At 59.2% G+C, this 17,876-nt stretch carries 10 protein-coding genes, 1 tRNA gene and 1 pseudogene; 8 read left to right on the forward strand and 4 right to left on the reverse strand.

Annotation, left to right across the window (positions count from 1 at the left end):
* Nucleotides 1-89 precede the first annotated feature (89 nt).
* From BMOU_RS04440 to glgX, 6 genes are all read left to right on the forward strand, one after another.
* Nucleotides 90-1,217: a low temperature requirement protein A gene (locus tag BMOU_RS04440; RefSeq protein WP_034875250.1), complete on the forward strand. Its 1,128-nt coding sequence runs from the start codon at nt 90-92 to the stop codon at nt 1,215-1,217.
* A 206-nt stretch (nt 1,218-1,423) separates the two neighbouring features.
* Nucleotides 1,424-2,200: an ANTAR domain-containing response regulator gene (locus BMOU_RS04445; RefSeq protein WP_034875252.1), complete on the forward strand. Its 777-nt coding sequence runs from the start codon at nt 1,424-1,426 to the stop codon at nt 2,198-2,200.
* Nucleotides 2,190-5,042 (forward strand): DNA polymerase I, encoded by a 2,853-nt coding sequence (gene polA / locus BMOU_RS04450; protein WP_034875254.1) that lies wholly within the window; start codon nt 2,190-2,192, stop codon nt 5,040-5,042. The genes BMOU_RS04445 and polA overlap by 11 nt, the downstream gene beginning before the upstream one ends.
* Nucleotides 5,043-5,063: 21 nt before the next feature.
* On the forward strand, nt 5,064-5,969 hold the full coding sequence (locus BMOU_RS04455) for a Nif3-like dinuclear metal center hexameric protein (RefSeq protein ID WP_034875256.1): 906 nt from the start codon (nt 5,064-5,066) through the stop codon (nt 5,967-5,969).
* 2 nt (nt 5,970-5,971) lie between these two features.
* On the forward strand, nt 5,972-6,601 hold the full coding sequence (locus tag BMOU_RS04460; RefSeq protein WP_034875258.1) for an NUDIX domain-containing protein: 630 nt from the start codon (nt 5,972-5,974) through the stop codon (nt 6,599-6,601).
* A 99-nt stretch (nt 6,602-6,700) separates the two neighbouring features.
* A complete protein-coding gene (gene glgX / locus BMOU_RS04465) occupies nt 6,701-8,824 on the forward strand; it encodes a glycogen debranching protein GlgX (protein ID WP_034875260.1) in 2,124 nt (707 codons plus the stop codon).
* A 79-nt stretch (nt 8,825-8,903) separates the two neighbouring features.
* On the opposite strand, the gene BMOU_RS04470 is transcribed toward glgX, so the two are convergent.
* On the reverse strand, nt 8,904-10,073 hold the full coding sequence (locus BMOU_RS04470) for a hypothetical protein (RefSeq protein WP_034875262.1): 1,170 nt from the start codon (nt 10,071-10,073) through the stop codon (nt 8,904-8,906).
* Nucleotides 10,074-10,179: 106 nt separating this feature from the next.
* On the opposite strand from BMOU_RS04470, the gene BMOU_RS04475 reads away from it, so the two are divergent.
* Together BMOU_RS04475 and aroA are read left to right on the forward strand one after the other, a co-directional pair.
* Nucleotides 10,180-10,253 (forward strand) — tRNA-Pro (locus tag BMOU_RS04475).
* Between the two features lie 195 nt (nt 10,254-10,448).
* Nucleotides 10,449-11,802: pseudogene (gene aroA, locus BMOU_RS04480) on the forward strand (3-phosphoshikimate 1-carboxyvinyltransferase).
* 120 nt (nt 11,803-11,922) lie between these two features.
* Here the strand turns inward: aroA and BMOU_RS04485 are convergent.
* The 3 genes from BMOU_RS04485 to BMOU_RS04495 all read right to left on the reverse strand — a co-directional run bounded on the left by BMOU_RS04485 (nt 11,923) and on the right by BMOU_RS04495 (nt 17,588).
* Complete coding sequence (locus BMOU_RS04485) at nt 11,923-13,152, reverse strand: acetate/propionate family kinase (RefSeq protein ID WP_034875264.1); 1,230 nt, start codon at nt 13,150-13,152, stop codon at nt 11,923-11,925.
* Nucleotides 13,153-13,241: 89 nt separating this feature from the next.
* Nucleotides 13,242-14,942, reverse strand: coding sequence for a phosphate acetyltransferase (gene pta, locus BMOU_RS04490; RefSeq protein ID WP_034875266.1), 1,701 nt, complete (start codon nt 14,940-14,942; stop codon nt 13,242-13,244).
* A gap of 168 nt (nt 14,943-15,110) precedes the next feature.
* Nucleotides 15,111-17,588, reverse strand: coding sequence for a phosphoketolase (locus tag BMOU_RS04495; protein ID WP_034875268.1), 2,478 nt, complete (start codon nt 17,586-17,588; stop codon nt 15,111-15,113).
* Nucleotides 17,589-17,876 lie beyond the last annotated feature (288 nt).

The following is a 17,876-nucleotide window of genomic DNA, read 5'->3' on the forward strand; positions in this document are numbered from 1 at the left end:
CGGTACGGCTGTCGGCCCGGAAGGGATGGGGAGGTCCCGGCATTCTGGCCTGTGCAAGGACTGGAACAAGTGAAGGGGAAGGCCCCACTGTGGAAATCGAGGAGAAAAAGGTAGAGCTAATCGAACTGTTCTACGATCTGATCTACGTGTACGCGATTTCACGGCTGACAACCTTGGTCGAGGAACCCGAACACGGCGTGATACCGGTCGCCGACCTGCTGCGCTGGCTGGTGGTCTGTCTGGTGATTCTGCAGGCTTGGCTGTATCTGACCAATTACGTCAACCGGTACGGCGAATGGCGTTGGTGGGAGTATCTGCTGACCGGGGCCAACATGTTCGCCGCCGTGTATATGTCCAACACAATCTCACGACGGTGGGATGAGATGTCCGGGACGTTCAATCTGGCGATGCTGTCGATGCTGGCGTGCGTGGCCCTCATGTATGCCGTGCACGCGGCCGAAGGCGGTGAACGGGCCGCCGCGGCGCGCAACTCCATTACGATCCTGCTGGTCGACTGCCTGCTGTACCTGTGTGCGTTCGTGGCATCGCTTGTGAGCGCGGGCGCGATCGTGGTCTGGCTCGATGTGGCGGCGGTGGTCTGCGGTGCGTTCCTGCCGTTCTTCCTGCGGGGAAGATTCGACTACGGCATTATCAACTTTCCCCATCTTGCCGAACGGTTCGAGCTACTGACCATCATCACCTTCGGCGAAGGCGTCGTGGGCATGACGGGATTCTTCGATCCCGCCCGCCCCACGCTGCGGCCGGTATTGGTGTTCCTGCTCATTGCGCTGATGTATGGAGGGTATGTGCTGCAGCTGCATGTGCTGTCCGAACGACGGCGCGTGGATCGAGCCCTGAGACTGATGTTCAGCCACTATCTCATCGTCATGGCCGTCAATCTGGTGACCGTGTCGCTGTTGCTGCTGGAGAATTCGTCTGCGAATCGTACGTTCGTGGCGGTGTTGATGCTGGCATCGCTGGCGGTGTTCTATGCCGCGATGTACGCGGACAGCGTCTATTATCGCTCGGGAACGACCTTCACCGGTACGGATGGGTCCGCTGCCGTCATGTTTTTGCTCGTGGGCGGCGCGGTGATGCTTCTGCCGTGGCCAGGCAACGGTTATGGCGTTCTGACGGGTGCGCTGACGGTCGCGGCCGGCAATTTCGTCATGTTGGAACGCAAGCGCAGACTTGGTTTACGCGACACGCATATATAGGCAGCTGCTACTATCATTTCAGAAAGAATCAGGAAGCGGACGGGCTAAGGTCGTCTGCTGCCGGCTTTACGCGGATTGAATCTGAGTCTTGCAAGGGTGATGTTCGAGTCCCGTTCGGGGCGCGTACCCACGCATCGAATCAATCCGGGCCTAGGTTGGATTGGCGTCGAGCGGCTATATGGGTGCGATAGTGGAAAGAGACTGACATGGCTGCAAGGAAGAAGACCACGGATCCGGCTGAAGTGAGCGAGGTGCTCACCGACGAAGAGCTCAAGGCCGCTGCGGCGCCTGAAGAGGCCTCCACCAAGGAGGGCGAGCCTCGTAAGCGTACCGTTGTGGTGGCCGAAGACGAATCGGTGAATCGTATGGATCTGGTCGCCATGCTTGAAGACAATGGCTACGAAGTCGTCGGCGAGGCCGCCAACGGCGAGGAGGCCATCGAACTGACCCGTAAGTATCGTCCGGACGTGGTGTGCATGGACGTGAAGATGCCGCGTACCGACGGCATCACCGCGGCCGGCGTGATCTGCGATGAGAACATCGCCCCGGTTGTCATGCTTACCGCATTCTCCCAGCCGGATCTGGTCAAGCAGGCTACCGGCGCAGGGGCCATGGCATATGTGACCAAGCCATACGAGGAGTCCAAGCTGTTGCCGGCGCTCGAAGTGGCCATGGGCCGTTTCGCGGAGATCAACGATTTGCTCGACAACGTGGAACGTAGCGAATCCAAGTTGCGTGACACCGAGGAGCAGCTCAAGAAGGCCGAGGAACAGCTCAAGAAAGCCGAGGAGACCCTTGAGGAGCGCAAGCTCGTCGATCGTGCCAAGGGCCTGCTGATGGACAAGGCGGACTTCTCCGAGCAGGGCGCCTTCCGTTGGATTCAGAAGACCTCCATGGATCAGCGCATTCCGAAGAAGCGCCTGGCCATGGCCATTATCGCCAAATATGGCGAACAGAAGTCGGAAGCAGAGGATGAGCGCTAACACAGCAACTGTGGAAGGCACCTCACGCGGAACGCTATTGGTCGTTGATGGCCATTCTTTGGCGTTCCGCGCTTTTTTTGCCTTGCCCGTAGAGAATTTCAGCACTTCGTCCGGTCAGGCCACCAATGCGGTGTGGGGCTTTGCCACCATGCTGGCGCAGGTGATCGATACCGAACATCCCGACCATCTGGCGGTGGCGTTCGATGTCAAAGGCGGTACTTTCCGCAGTGCGATGCTACCGCAATACAAAGGCACGCGAGAGGCCGCTCCGGAGGATCTGCTCAGTCAGCTGCCTTTGATTCAGAGGATGCTGTCCGCCTTGGGCGTCACCTATATCGAACAGCCTGGTTATGAGGGCGACGATGTGATCGGCACCCTGGCGACCATGGGAGACAAGGCCGGATACCGCACGTTGGTGTTGTCAGGCGATCGCGACGCATTCCAGCTGATCAACGACAACATCACCGTATTGTATCCGGGCCATCATTTCAAGGATCTGAAGCATATGACCCCTGAGGCGGTGGTGGAGAAATACCATGTCACACCGGAACAGTACCCCGATCTGGCCGCGTTACGTGGTGAAACCGCCGACAATATTCCGGGTGTGCCGGGCGTAGGCGACGGGTTCGCCGCAAAATGGATCAACCAGTATGGCGGACTTGACCAGATCATCGAGCATGCCGACGAAATTACCGGCAAGAAGGGCGAAGCCCTGCGTGAGAACATCGAACAGGTCAAGTTGAATCGTTCCGTGAACGCATTGGTGCGTGACCTCGAACTTGGCGTGGCGCTTGACGATCTGACCTTCGGCACCGTTGACGCCGCACAGCTTAATACACTGTTTTCCACGTTGGAATTCGGCGTCCGCACCAGAAATCGCGTGCTGAAGACCTTCAACGCGAGCCAGTCGGCGGCAGGCGCCACGGTCCAGGCGGAATCCAATCGGCTTGTGATGCCGGAGGTCACGGCGATCACCCATGGAGACGATCTGCGCACATGGGTCGATAAGAACATGCCACCCGCCGATGAACATCTGCATGGGGACGATGAGGACGCGAATCCGGCCATCGATGCCGGATCCTTCAGCGAGAGCACCGCGACATGCGTCGATGCCGTCAACCATTCATGGGTTCTGCAGGCCGAAGGCGATGCCAAGCCCGGCAATGCCGTCATGACGTCGCTGATGCTGATGGTGAACGGTCAAGGTGCGCAGATCGAGCATATCGACGACTCGATCGCGAGCGAACTCCAGCGCGTGCTCGATGAATACCATCGTTCCATGGTGGTGCACGGCTACAAGGAACAGCAGCATCTGCTCGAATCCGCGGGCATGGCTTTGCCGACACCGTTGTTCGATACCAAGTTGGCGGGGTATCTGGTGCATCCGGATTTCCATGCGGAATCGCTTGAACAGGCGGCCGGCCACTTCCTTGACCTGCACTTCGAGGAACAGGGGTCCGCAGCCACGCAGGGCACGCTTGACCTAGATGACATGGAGGAATCTTCGAACACGCACGTCGATGAGTTGCAGCGGCATACAGCCATCATCGATACGTTGGCGAGCGTTCTGGCGGACCTGCTGGATCAGCGTGCACAGTTCGGTCTGCTCAAGTCCATCGAGCTGCCCGTATCGAAGGTGCTGTACGACATGGAGCATGCAGGCGCCCAGGTCGACATGATGCGTCTGAACGGAATGCGTGACCAGTTCGCAGCCGATGCGCGCCAGGCTCAGGAAATCGCCTGGGAAAGCGCCGGCGAACGTGTGAATCTACAAAGCCCCAAGCAGCTGCGGAAGATCCTGTTCGAAGACATGGGACTGAAACCCACCAGGAAGACCAAGTCGGGCTCCTACACCACGAATGCGGCCGCATTGCAGACATTGTACGAGCATTCCATCGATAACGAACGTGCGAACCAGTTCCTGGGCGCTCTGCTCAGGCACCGCGAGACCAACAAACTCAAACAGATCGTGCAGACGCTGATCGATGCCGTGAATCCTCGTGACGGACGTATCCACACGACTTTCGAACAGACGGTTGCCGCGACTGGCAGACTCAGTTCCGTGGACCCGAATCTGCAGAACATCCCCAACCGTAATGCGGCAGGTCGGGAGATTCGCTCGGCATTCGTGCCGGGGGAGGGGTATGAGTCATTGCTCAGCTCCGACTATTCGCAGGTGGAACTGCGCATCATGGCGGATCTTTCCGGCGATGAGGCGCTGATCGAAGCATTCCGCTCCGGTAGGGACTTCCACAAATATGTGGCCAGTCTGGTCTATGGCATTCCCGTCGAGGAGATCACCTCGGACCAGCGTAGCCACGTCAAGGCGATGAGCTACGGCCTGGCCTACGGTCTGAGCACCTATGGACTCTCCCAGCAGCTCAAGATTGCTCCGAAAGAGGCGGAGTCGTTGAGGAACCAGTACTTTGCGACCTTCGGCAAAGTGCATGAGTATCTTGAATCGCTGGTCTCCACCGCACGCGAGAAGGGCTATACCGAAACGATTTACGGCCGTCGCAGGTATTTCCCCGGATTGAAGTCGCCGAATCGTGCGGTCCGGGATGCGGCCGAACGTGCCGCACTGAACGCCCCGATTCAGGGATCGGCCGCGGACATCATGAAGATCGCCATGATCCGTGCGGCGGAATCGTTGCGCGAAGCGAGGCTGAAGAGTCGCATCATCCTGCAGATCCATGACGAACTTGTAGTGGAGATCGCCCCCGGCGAGGCCGAGCAAGCCACCACATTGGTCAGGGACGCGATGGAACACGCCGTGACGATGGCCGTGCCGCTGGATGTCTCCACCGGCATCGGCTCGGATTGGCAGCTTGCGGCGCACTGACCGCAATCAGGAAGGAATGTAATGGCAAACCTCAAACAGGTCGTCGACGTACTGGAAACGCTGTACCCGCTGCGATATGCGGAGGAATGGGACGAGCCCGGTCTGATTGTGGGAGATCTTCGGCATGAGGTTTCCAATATCGCATTCGCGGCCGACCCCTCCATGGCGGTGATAGACGAGGCCGTCGCCAACCATGCCGATCTGCTGATCTGCCATCACCCGCTGTTTTTCCATTCCGTGCATACCGTTTCCGGGTTCGGATTCCGTGGCGAAATCGTACGCAAGCTCAATGAGGCGGGATGCGCCCTGTGGGTGGGGCATACGAACGCCGACGCCTCATATCGGGGTGTCGGTCAGGCGGCCGCCGATATGTTCGGTTTGGAGGATCAGCGCCCGCTGGTGCCCATCGATGATGCGAAGGCCGAGCATGCGGTCGGATTGGGACGTGTGGGGCGTTTGCCGGAACCGATGCCTCTGTGCGATTTCGCCCGTCGTGTGGCGGATGCGTTGCCTTATACCGAACTCGGTGTACAGGTTTGCGGCGAACTTGATGCTCCGGTGCATACGGTGGCCGTGCTCCCCGGTTCCGGAGACTCATTGTTCGATGAGGTTCGTGCCGCGGGAGTGGACGTGTATGTGACCAGCGACCTGCGCCACCATCCGGTGACGGATGCCATTGAACAGGCCAGATACGAATCTTCCATGCGTGCCCAGGGGGTGCTCATCGGCCAAGGTGATGTTCAGGTACGCCCCGCGTTCATCAACACGCCTCATAGCGCCATCGAATCCATGTGGTTCCAATACGCGATGGGCGATGTACCCCGCGCCGTGGCGGAAACCACCGGTGACATTCCAGCCGTACGGTGGATCTCCATGAACACCGATCCGTGGAACCTGGTATTGCCGTCAAGCGGTCAGGAGCGCTGAGCATGAGCGCCGATGAAGTGAACAGGGCGTTGAAACGCTCCGGTGACGGCATCGATATGGAATGTCCCGTCACGGTGGTGAGTCGCGAGTTGGTGTACCAGGGGGCGATCTTCAGCGTCGAGGATATGCGGCTCGCGCTTCACCTGCACCATGGCGGGCAGACGGTGATTCGCAGGCAGGTCATGCGGCATGCACCCTGCGTGGTCATGCTGGTGCATGACCTTGAACGGGACCTGTACCTGATCGAACGGGAATACCGCGTCGGAAGCGATATGTTCGCCTATGGTCTTCCCGCCGGGCTCATCGATGATGGAGAAGACGTCGAACAGGCCGCGCTGCGTGAACTCGTCGAGGAAACCGGAGTGCAGCCCGCCGGCGGCGACGACATCACCTTCGATCATGTGGGGGAGTTCTACTCGTCGGAGGGCATGACCGACGAGCTGGCCCATATCATGGTCATCCATCTTGGCGCCTGGCAATCCGTCGAACGGCATTTCGATGCCGACGAGCATGTCGAATCCGCATGGATCACCTGGGAGCGGCTACGGAAGACGCGTATCACCGCATCCAATTCGATGATTGCGATTCAGCATGAGCAGATTCGCCGAATGCAGGGGAATACAAGGCCATAAAGCTTCGAGCCATACCACAATCGCCGGAAAAATCGCAGATAGGCCAATTTCACGCGAAGTCGTGAGATACTTAAAAGTATGCAAATCAGACCTGGTTCGATGTATCCACTCGGAGCAAGCTATGATGGGGCAGGGGTAAACTTTGCCCTTTTCTCTCAGGTTGCGCAGAAAGTGGAACTCTGTCTCTTCGACGAAGAAGACAATGAAACCCGCATCGAAATGACCGAGCAGAATTCCTATGTCTGGCACAACTACCTGCCGGGCATTCAACCCGGGCAACGATATGGGTACCGTGTTTACGGACCATACGACCCGTCGCGCGGTCTGCGATGCAATCCAAACAAGCTGTTGCTTGACCCATATGCGAAAGCCATCGAAGGCAACATAGATGGTGATGAAAGCCTGTTCTCCTACTGGTTCGACAGTCCCGACGACCTAGGGAACATGAACACGCTGGATTCGTCCGCACACACCATGAAAGCGGCCGTGGTCAACCCGTATTTCGATTGGGGCAACGACCAGCATCCGAATATCTCATACCATGATTCCGTCATCTACGAGGCCCACGTACGTGGCATGACCAACCTCAACAAGGATGTACCGGCGGATATTCGCGGCACCTATGCCGGTCTGGCCTACCCGTCGGTCATCGAATACCTGAAGAAACTCGGTATCACGGCCATCGAGCTCATGCCGATCCACCAGTTCGTCAACGACAGTTTCCTCCAGCAGAAGGGACTGAGCAACTACTGGGGCTACAACACCATCGGCTTCTTCGCGCCGCATAACGCCTACTCCAGCTCCGGCCAGCGCGGTGAGCAGGTCAACGAATTCAAATCCATGGTCAAGGCGTATCACCGCGCCGGCATGGAGGTGATTCTCGACGTGGTGTACAACCACACCGCCGAAGGCAATGATCGTGGTCCCACCCTGAGCTTCAAGGGCATCGACAACGGCTCTTACTACCGGCTCGTCGACAATGATCCTCGACACTATTTCGACACCACCGGCACCGGCAACTCCCTGCTGATGCGGTCACCGCATGCGTTGCAGCTCATCACCGACAGCCTGCGCTACTGGGTCACCGAAATGCACGTCGACGGCTTCCGTTTCGATCTGGCGGCCACCCTGGCCCGTCAGTTCCAGGAGGTCGACAAACTGTCCGCATTCTTCGACATCGTCGAACAGGACCCGGTCATCTCCCGCGTCAAACTCATCGCCGAACCGTGGGATCTCGGCTCCGGCGGCTACCAAGTGGGAGGCTTCCCGTCCAGCTGGTCGGAATGGAACGGACGCTATCGTGACTGCGTGCGTGATTTCTGGCGTTCGCAGCCATCCACGCTGCCGGAATTCGCCAGCCGACTGATGGGAAGCTCCGACCTGTACCAGATGAACGGCCGACGCCCGGTCGCCTCCGTGAACTTCATCACCGCCCATGACGGCTTTACGATGAACGACCTGGTGAGCTACAACGAAAAGCACAACATGGCCAATGGCGAAGGCAATCGGGATGGTGAAAGCAACAACCGTTCGTGGAACTGCGGTGTGGAAGGCCCCACCACCATCAAGGATGTGAACGATCTGCGTCAACAGCAGATGCGCAACATGTTCGCCACGTTGCTCCTGAGTCAGGGAATCCCCATGATTTGCGGCGGCGACGAGGTGGCACGCACCCAGCAGGGCAACAACAACGCCTATTGTCAGGACAATGCGATCTCCTGGACGAATTGGGATCTGGACGATACCCAGAAGGATCTGTTCGAGTTCGTGTCGAAACTGATCCATCTGCGTCTGGAACATCCGGTGTTGCATCGCCGTCGTTTCTTCACCGGGCGCGAGCCGGGCGACGCCAGCAGCATGATTCCGCAAGTCGAATGGATGGACCACACCGGCTCCATCATGGACATGGACGACTGGTCGAATACGCACGCGTTCTCGGTGATGATCTACCTGAACGGTTCGGACATTCCGGAAACCGACTGGTACGGCAATCGGATGGTCGACAACGACTTCATCCTGATCTTCAACGCGCATTACGAGCCGATCATGTTCACCCTGCCGGATGAGCAGTATGGCAGGAAATGGCGTCTGGTCATCGACACGCATAATCCGAAGGGGCCGGAACTCAACTATGAGGCCGGTTTCGCGATCACCGCGCAGTCGAGGAGCTTCCTGCTGCTTATGAGCGACAAGAAGCCGGATAAGAAGGTAAACGAGTTCTAACGGTCACGGATGACCAAAGGCGGTGGGTCCGTCCATATTCGCGAATATGGACGGACCCACCGCCTTTTTGAAAACGTACTCAGCGTTCGGCGGCCAGACGTGAGGTCATGCCCGGAATGATGGCGTTCGTCTCGACAGCGTCTTCGACGTTCTTCATTCCGTCCGTCTGCGCCAGCACCAGCTGTGTCTGCACGCGATCGGCCTCAATGGCGGCGATCTGACGGGAGAAGATGATGAACCAGCCGAGGAACATCAGACCTGCCAGCGCCTCGACGTTCGTCAACGTATTGTGCCCGCCCAGCCACTGGAATCCGGCGAAGGCACCGACGGCGATCGCGAGATCCGACACGACATACACCGCTTTGGACAGTTGCGGGGCGAGCCAAGGCAGCCCTATCAGCAGCACGCTCATCAGGCAGGGAAGCCCTCGGGCGAACACGTTATGCAGAATCGGATGAGGCGTATAGCGGAACATGCCGATGCCGATGAAGGCGATGCCGGCCAATGTCAGCATGAACGCCAACAGCAGGATTCGCACTCTGAAATGCCTGGGGGATTCGTCCAACCCGGTCTGCCGCGCATATTCCCGACGCAGCCTGTTGGTGGTGATCAGCTCGGAGATCGCGAAGTAGCTGATAATGATGATGCAGATGCCGGCCAGCATCAATGTGGAGTTGAACATGCGCGCCGCGAACGTGGTACGGTCGCCCAGTTGGGAGAAGTTGTTGTTATACCAATACGGATCGTCCGAAGTAAGTCCGGCGATGCTCACGCCCGACACTACGAAGAACGGCAGCAATGCGGCGATGGTCTTGGCGTCCATCAGTTCCGCCTGTACGAAGGTGATGTAGCCCACGACACCCGCTATGCCGGCGCAGAGCATCGACAGATAGCCGTTAAGCGTGCGTGTGCCCATGATGCCGTTGATGATGGAAAGCATCATGAATGATGTGACGAAGATCGTGGAGGCGTAAACCATCGAAAGGGCCAGGATCTCGAATATACGGCGGATTGGAACCATCCAGCCATGTTTCAGTGTGAGCGAACGGGATTTGCGCGCATAGCCCAAACTGAAGGAGACCACGCCACAGGCGGCCACGATGCCGGAACAGACGGTGAACAGGCGCTGGCTGACGCGCCAGATGGCCGGAGCGTACTGCATGTACAGGCTCATGGCGAAACCTGCGACCACAGCGCAGATCATGAAGGAGATGATGCCGGAGGTCTCGGCCTGTTGATGACGTCCCATATCCGCCCCTTCTTGTTAAACCACTCGCCATTCTAGCCTGTCGTTGTCCAAACATACGCTACAATAGTTCCTTGTGCTCATGCGCAAATTGCGTTTCGAACACGAACGGGCTGTAGCGCAGTTTGGTAGCGCGTCTGCTTTGGGAGCAGAATGTCGCAGGTTCAAATCCTGTCAGCCCGACAAAAAGCCCGGAATTCCAACAGTTGTAATACCTAGGATTCCGGGTTTCATTGTCCTTGGGCACAGCAGGGCACAATGACCGCATAACCTCCTCGATTTCAGCCGTCCATTCCGCGCTCGCGGAACGCACCAATCTCGTTCACTATGCCATCCAAGGCGAGACAAACACGATGTCTTCTGCAGGCTTTGGTTACGATGGGGGATATGAATGCACCTCAAGAGACCCTGTGGCCGGCACCGTTCGCCGGCAAGCCCCTGAACGCCACCGTGGTGGTGCCGGGCAGCAAATCACTGTCGAATCGTTATCTCATCCTTGCCGCGCTAGGGCATGAACCCGTCCGCCTGGCCGGCTTGCTGCGCTCGCGGGACACTGAGTTGATGATGGACGCGTTGCGTGCGCTTGGCGTACGTTGCGAGATCGATGCCGCTACCGATACCACGGTTACGGTTGTTCCGCCTGCGGATGGCCGGTTCCGAGGCAATACAAAAGTATTCTGTGGACTCGCAGGTACGGTGATGCGCTTCGTGCCGGGGCTGGCGATGTTCGCCGACGGTCCCGTCGATTTCGATGGCGACGAGCAGGCCTACGCCCGTCCGATGAAGCCGGTATTGGATGGTTTGCAGCAGTTAGGCGCGACCATTGAATACCGCGGTGAGGAAGGCCGTCTGCCGTTCACGATCACTCCGCCTGCGCCTGACCCGGCTACGCAGGAGACGCCGAGCGTGGTCCCCATCGATTCGTCCGGTTCGTCGCAGTTCATCTCCGGCCTGCTGTTGATCGGCTCGCGTGTACCGGGCGGTCTGGAGCTACATCATACGGGGGAGAAGACGCCAAGTCTGCCGCATATCCGTATGACGGTCGCCGATCTTCAGGGTTCCGGCGTGGACGTTCAGGCCGACGAAGAGGCCCGCGTATGGGCGGTACGGCCCGGTGCCGTGCAGTTGCCGGATGCCGTGACCGTCGAACCCGATCTGTCGAATGCAGCGCCGTTCCTTGGCGCGGCATTGATCGCCGGAGGGACCGTACGCGTGCCCCGTTGGCCGGAAACCACCACTCAGCCGGGCGGATTGCTGCCGGGCTATCTCGGGCATATGGGTGCCAAGGTGTCGTTCCCGAAGGAGAATGGCATTCGCTATTGTGAGGTGACCGGTGACGGCCATATCAACGGCCTGGGTGATTTCGACCTGACCGCCGCCGGCGAAATCGCACCGTCGCTCGCCGCCGTGTTGATGTTTGCCGACAAACCGACCCGTATGCTGGGCATCGGCCATCTGCGCGGCCACGAAACGAACCGGCTCGAGGCGTTGGTCAACGAGATCACACGCGTCGGGGGGAGAGGCGAGGGAGCTGCCCGACGGATTGGAGATCACGCCGGCGCCTGCTGAGGCTCTCAAGCCGGCCATCATGGAAACCTATGCCGATCACCGTATGGCCACGTTTGCGGCGATGCTGGGACTGCGCATCGGTGGCATCGAGGTCAGGAATGTCGCCACTACGGCGAAGACACTGCCGGACTTCGTACATATGTGGAATGGCATGCTCGGCTGACGGCCGGTGGCATCCGGCATCGGACAATGCGATGATGCGATGCAAAAAGGGAATCCCTCCCGAACTGAATGGTTCGGGAGGGATTCCCTTTTGTCGTTCTTAGCTAGCGCCTCAACGATCTCACTTGGAGAAGGTGTTGCCGTAGGTGTCCTTGCCGGCCTCGGCGATGGCGGCGGACTTGCGGGCGATGGCCAGTTCCTCGTTGGTCGGGATGACGCAGATGGTGATTGCGGAATCCGGGGTGGAGATGATACGCGGCTCCTTGGAGCGGGTCGCGTTCTTCTCCTCGTCCAGCTTAACACCGAACGGAGCGAGCTTGTCGCATACCATCTTGCGTACGATGTCGTCATTCTCTCCGACACCTGCGGTGAAGGTGATCACGTCCACGCCACCCATCTGGGCGGTGTAGTTGCCGATGTAGCCGACGATGCGGTGCACATAGACGTCGAGTGCCAGCTTGGCATCCTCGTTGCCTTCGGCGATCAGACGATGCACTTCGCGCAGATCGCCGTAGCCGGTCATGCCCATCATGCCGGAACGCTTGTTGAACAGGGCGTCCAGCTCGTCCACGTTCATGTGGGCGTTGCGGATCAGGTGGAAGACGACGGCCGGATCGATGTCACCGGTACGGCCACCCATCATGAGACCTTCCAGCGGGGTCAGACCCATGGATGTCTCGACCGGCTTGCCGGAGATCTCGGCGGAGGCGGAAGCACCGTTGCCGATGTGCAGCACGATCTGCTTCAGGCCTTCGGCGGGCTTGCCGATGACGGACGGCACCACGGAGGAGATGAATTCGTGGGAGGTGCCGTGGGCGCCGTAACGGCGGATGTGGTACTGGTCGGCGATCTCCTTGTTCAGCGCGTAGGTGCTGGCGGCCTTCGGCAGCTGGAAGAAGAAGGAGGAATCGAACACAAAGATCTGCGGAACGTCCGGCAGCAGGGAGCGCATGACTTCGGCGCCCTTGGCCTCCGGGCCGTTGTGCAGCGGAGCGAGCACGGCAAGATCCTTGACCTGGTTGATGGTCTTGTCGGTGACCAGAGCCGGATCCGGGAAGAGGGAGCCTCCCTGAACGACACGATGGCCGACGGCGACGATGCCGGCTTCGGCCAGCTTCGGACCGAACTCATCGAAGAAGCCGAGCACGCGCCTCAGGCCCTGCTCGTGGTCGTGGATCGGCTCCTCCAGCTCATGCTTCTCACCGTTGAACTCGTGCTTGTAGTGGCCGTCAACCGGCTCGCCGATCTTCTCGACCAGGCCGGAAGCAATACCTTCACCGGTTTCAAGATCAACCAGCTGATACTTGATAGAGCTGGAACCGGAATTGATGACAAGGACGGTTTTCGCCATTGTGGGCATCCTCCATGTGTTAATCGATGTGCCGCTTGCGCGACTTTCCAAAACCTTAGATTACTCGCTGCTTGCTACAAAATGCCGGTTTACTGGGCCTCGATGGCCGTCAATGCGACCGTGTTGATGATGTCCTGCACTGTCGCGCCTCGGCTCAGGTCATTGACCGGGCGATTCAGGCCCTGCAGCACCGGGCCGACCGCCACGGCGCCGGACGAGCGTTGCACGGCCTTGTATCCGATGTTGCCCGCGCACAGATCCGGGAACACGAACACATTGACATGGCCTGCGACCGGATTGCCCTTGGCCTTGGCGGCCGCCACGACCGGCGACCATGCGGCATCGAACTGGATGGAACCGACCACGGCAAGATCGGGAGCCTTCTCCTTGACGATTGCGGTGGCCTCTTCGACCAGATCGACGTCCGGTCCCTTGCCCGAACCGAGTGTGGAGTAGGAAAGCATGCCGACCTTCGGATCCAGTCCGAACGCTTTGGCGGTCTCGGCGGACTGGATGGCGATTTCGGCCAGTTGTTCGGCATTTGGATTCAGATTGATGGCGCAGTCGGAGAATACGGCCACATGGTCCTTGAAGCACATAAGGAACGCGCCGGAGACCAGTGAGGTGCCCGGCTTGGTCTTGATGACCTGCAATGCCGGGCGTACCGTATTGGCGGTGGAATTCACGGAACCGGACACCAGACCGTCGGCCATACCGAGCACCACGAGCATGGTGCCGAAATAGCTGGCGTCGGTCAGCTGCTTGCGTGCCTGTTCTTCGGTCATGCCCTTCTTGGCGCGCAGCTCGCACAGCTTGGCGACCATGGGGGCGAGCACTTGCTCGTCATCCATGGCCTGGAACTTCGCCTTGCCTAGGGCTCTCAGGTCCAATTCCTCGCCTCGGGCCAGGATCGCGTTTTCATCGCCGACGATGATCAGGTCGACAACGTCGCGTTCCAGCAGATAGTCGGCCGCTTTGAGGATGCGGTCCTCTTCGCCTTCCGGCAGTACGATGGTCTTCCTATCGCCCTTCGCCTTGCCCAGCAGGCTGTACTGGAAGGCGTAAGGCGTGGTTGGCGCTTCGAACGGTGCGTCAAGCGCCGTCAGAAGGTCAGCGGTGTCGACGTTGAAGGAGAACGCTTCGGAGGCTTTTTCGACGGCGCCATCCTCACTGAAATCGACTGCGGGAAGCGTCCATACGGGAACCGGATAATTCGCGAATTCAGTATGCAGGGCCTCCGGCTGGTCGCCCTTGCACCCGGTGATGAACACGCCGACGACCCTGGTGCCGGCCTCTTCGATGGTGGCGGTGGAGGCCTCGACGGTAAGCCTCACCTGTTCCGGAGTACGGTTGATGGTGCAGACGGCCAAAAGAACAGGGGATTTCAGGTCGGCGGCGACATCGGCATTGAAGGCGAAGAGAGCGGGATCGTTGACGGGGGATTTATCGGTGCCGACGATGACCACGGCATCGGGCTGTGCCGCCTCGATGGCTTCGGTGTATGCAGCGACGATATCAGCACGGGAACCCGCCTTGTCTTCACGTGCGCGGCGAGGGCAGACGCCGACGGACTGTTCGCGGGTCAGACCGGCATTGCTGGCTTCAAGCAATGTGTCGGTGAAGGTGTCCTTACGGCATACGGCTGGGCGGAACACCGCGGTTTTCTTGGTGGAAGCCAGTGCTTTGACGACTCCCAAAGCCACGGCGTTGCGGCCGTTCGCTGCTTCAGGGCTGATGATGGTGACGCTGGTAAGACTCACGGTGTCTCCTGTTCCTTTATTCATGTGCATGGGTGACTGCATTGTTCACACCATCAGCAATTGTAATGCGTGAACGGCCATGAGCGCACCTATGTGATTCGGGGGTGTTGAGGCCTATCTTACGTGCATAATGTAAAGACCCCGAGAGAAATATTCCCTCGGGGTCTTATTCAAGCAATCAGGCGGTAATGCCTAGGCTCACTCGTTATCGCCGGCAGTTGCGGCGGTAGCGGAGACAGCACCCTGCTTGTTGGTGTTAACGCCGGAGTACACCCAGTCGGTGTAATCCGGGTGATCGTAGCCGTTGTCGACTGCGAACTGGAAAGCTTCCTTGCGGAAGGCCTCGAGCTCGTTGATCTTATCGGCGTACTTGTCAGCGTCGATCATGCGCAGAGCTTCGGCAACGAGCTCGTAGCGATCGATGTTGTTCACGCGCACCATGTCGTACGGGGTGGTGGTGGAGCCCTGCTCCTCGTAGCCGTGGACGTTGAAGTTGTCGTGGTTCGGGCGATCGTAGATCAGACCACGCACGTCGCGGGCATAGGAGTGATAGGCGAACAGGACCGGCTTGTCCTCGGTGAACAGGTCAGCGAAGTCGGCGTCGGAGATGGCTTCGTCATTCTCCTTGGTGGACTGCAGCTTGACCAGATCCACGACGTTGACGACCTTGAACTTGATGCCCATGGCATCGAGCTTGTCGGCAGCGGCCATGATCTCCTGAGCCGGGACATCGCCAGCGGAGGCGAGCACGATCTGCGCTTCGTCGTTGGACTTGGCGGTGGAGGCCCACTCCCACTCGGCGGCACCCTTCTCGAGTTCGGCGCGAGCTTCGTCCAGGGTCAGCCAGGTGGCGGCCGGCTGCTTGCCGGCGATGATGGCGTTGATCATGTCGGTGGACTTGTAGCACTTCTCAGCCACAGCGAGCAGCATGTTGGAATCCACCGGGAAGTAGATACCGATCACGTGATCGTTGTTGAAGCACTTGTTCAGCAGGACGGAGGTGACACCCGGATCCTGGTGGGAGAAGCCGTTGTGATCCTGACGCCACACATGGGAGGAGACGAGCAGGTTCATGGAGGAGATCGGCTTGCGCCACGGGATCTCACGGACGGTGGCCTCGAGCCACTTGGCGTGCTGGTTCAGCATGGAGTCGATCACGTGCACGAAGGACTCGTAGGAGCTCCAGATGCCGTGACGGCCGGTGAGCAGGTAGGCCTCGAGGAAGCCTTCCATCTGGTGCTCGGAGAGCTGCTCGGTGACCTGGCCGGTGACAGCCATGTGCTCATCAACCTGAGCGGACAGGTAGCCGGCGTCCCACTGCTTGTTGGTGACGTCGTATGCGGCCTGCAGACGGTTGGAAGCGGTCTCGTCCGGTCCGAAGATGCGGAAGGAGTCCGGGTTGTTCTTGATGATGTCGCGGGTGTAGACGCCCAGACGACGGGTGGCTTCGAGCTGGCCCCAGCCGTGGCCGTACTCGGCGACTTCCTTGACCTCGTAGTCCTCGAGGGCCGGCAGGTTCAGCTCTTCGCGGATGCGGCCACCGTTGGCGTTCGGGTTCTCGCCGATGCGCAGTTCGCCGGTCGGCATGAAGGCGGTGACTTCCGGCTTCACGGCGCCGTTGGCGTCGAACAGCTCTTCCGGCTTGTAGGACTCGAGCCAGTTCTTGAGGACTTCGAAGTGAGCCTCGGTATCGCGGGCGGAAGCCAGCGGGACCTGGTGGGAACGCCAGGAGCCCTCGGTCTTCTTGCCGTCGATGAACTTCGGGCAGGTCCAGCCCTTCGGGGTGCGGAAGATGATCATCGGGTAGAACGGACGAGTCATGTCGTCGGTCTGAGCGGCGGCCTTGATGTCGCAGATCTCATCGAAGACGGTCTCGAACAGCTCGGCGAAACGACGGTGGATCGACAGGTGATCCTCGTTGTCGAAGCCGGCGACGAACTCGTACGGCTCGTAGCCCATGCCGTGGAAGAACTCATGCAGCTCTTCGTCGGAGATACGGGACAGGATGGTCGGGTTGGCGATCTTGTAGCCGTTGAGGTGCAGGATCGGCAGCACGATGCCATCGGTGCGCGGGTTGACGAGCTTGTTGGACTGCCAGCCGGTGGCCAGCGGGCCGGTTTCGGCTTCGCCGTCGCCGACGATGGCCGGAACGAACAGGCTCGGGTTGTTCATCACAGCGCCGTAGGCGTGGGACAGGGCGTAACCCAGCTCGCCACCTTCGTGGATGGAGCCCGGGGTCTCCGGAGCGTAGTGGGACGGGATGCCGCCCGGGTAGGAGAACTGGCGGAAGAACTTCTGCAGGCCAGCTTCGTCCTTGGTGATGTTCGGGAAGTACTCGGTGTAGGTGCCGTCCAGGTAGGACTGAGCGGTACCAGCCGGGCCGCCGTGGCCCGGGCCCATGATGATCACGGTGTTCTGCTGGTGATCAGCGATGAGACGGTTGATGTGGCCGATGAGGAAGTTCAGGCCCGGGGTGGTGCCCCAGTGACCGACCAGACGGTGCTTGACGTCTTCGCGGGTGAAGGGCTCCTTCATCAGCGGGTTGCTACGCAGATAGATCTGGCCGATGGAGAGGTAGTTGGCTGCACGCCAGTACTTATCCACGCCTTCGATAGCTTCCTCGGAAACCGGAGCATTCAGCTTCTTCCAAGGGGTGCCAATAACAGGACTCGTCATGTGTACTCCTGTACTCCTGCACTGTGTTGTGCGATTGTTTATTTTCATTAGGTCCTGAACCTCGCAAAACCTTGCGGTTATGCGGTTGGTTCATTCCCAATCACTTGAGCATATTACGAGCGAGGTGCGACTTTTGGCTGTTTTTTTTGCGACTGTGTGCATAAATGTTGTTATTTTGATACGAACTGAGAGCTTTTATCGGGGCTTTTGTGCATACTCGCGATGTCATAAAAAGGGGTTATAAATGGCTCAATATCAACGGTTTTTAGCTGGTTTGGGTGCGTGGTC

The sequence above is a fragment of the Bifidobacterium moukalabense DSM 27321 genome (genome assembly GCF_000522505.1).
Lineage (GTDB): Bacteria > Actinomycetota > Actinomycetes > Actinomycetales > Bifidobacteriaceae > Bifidobacterium > Bifidobacterium moukalabense.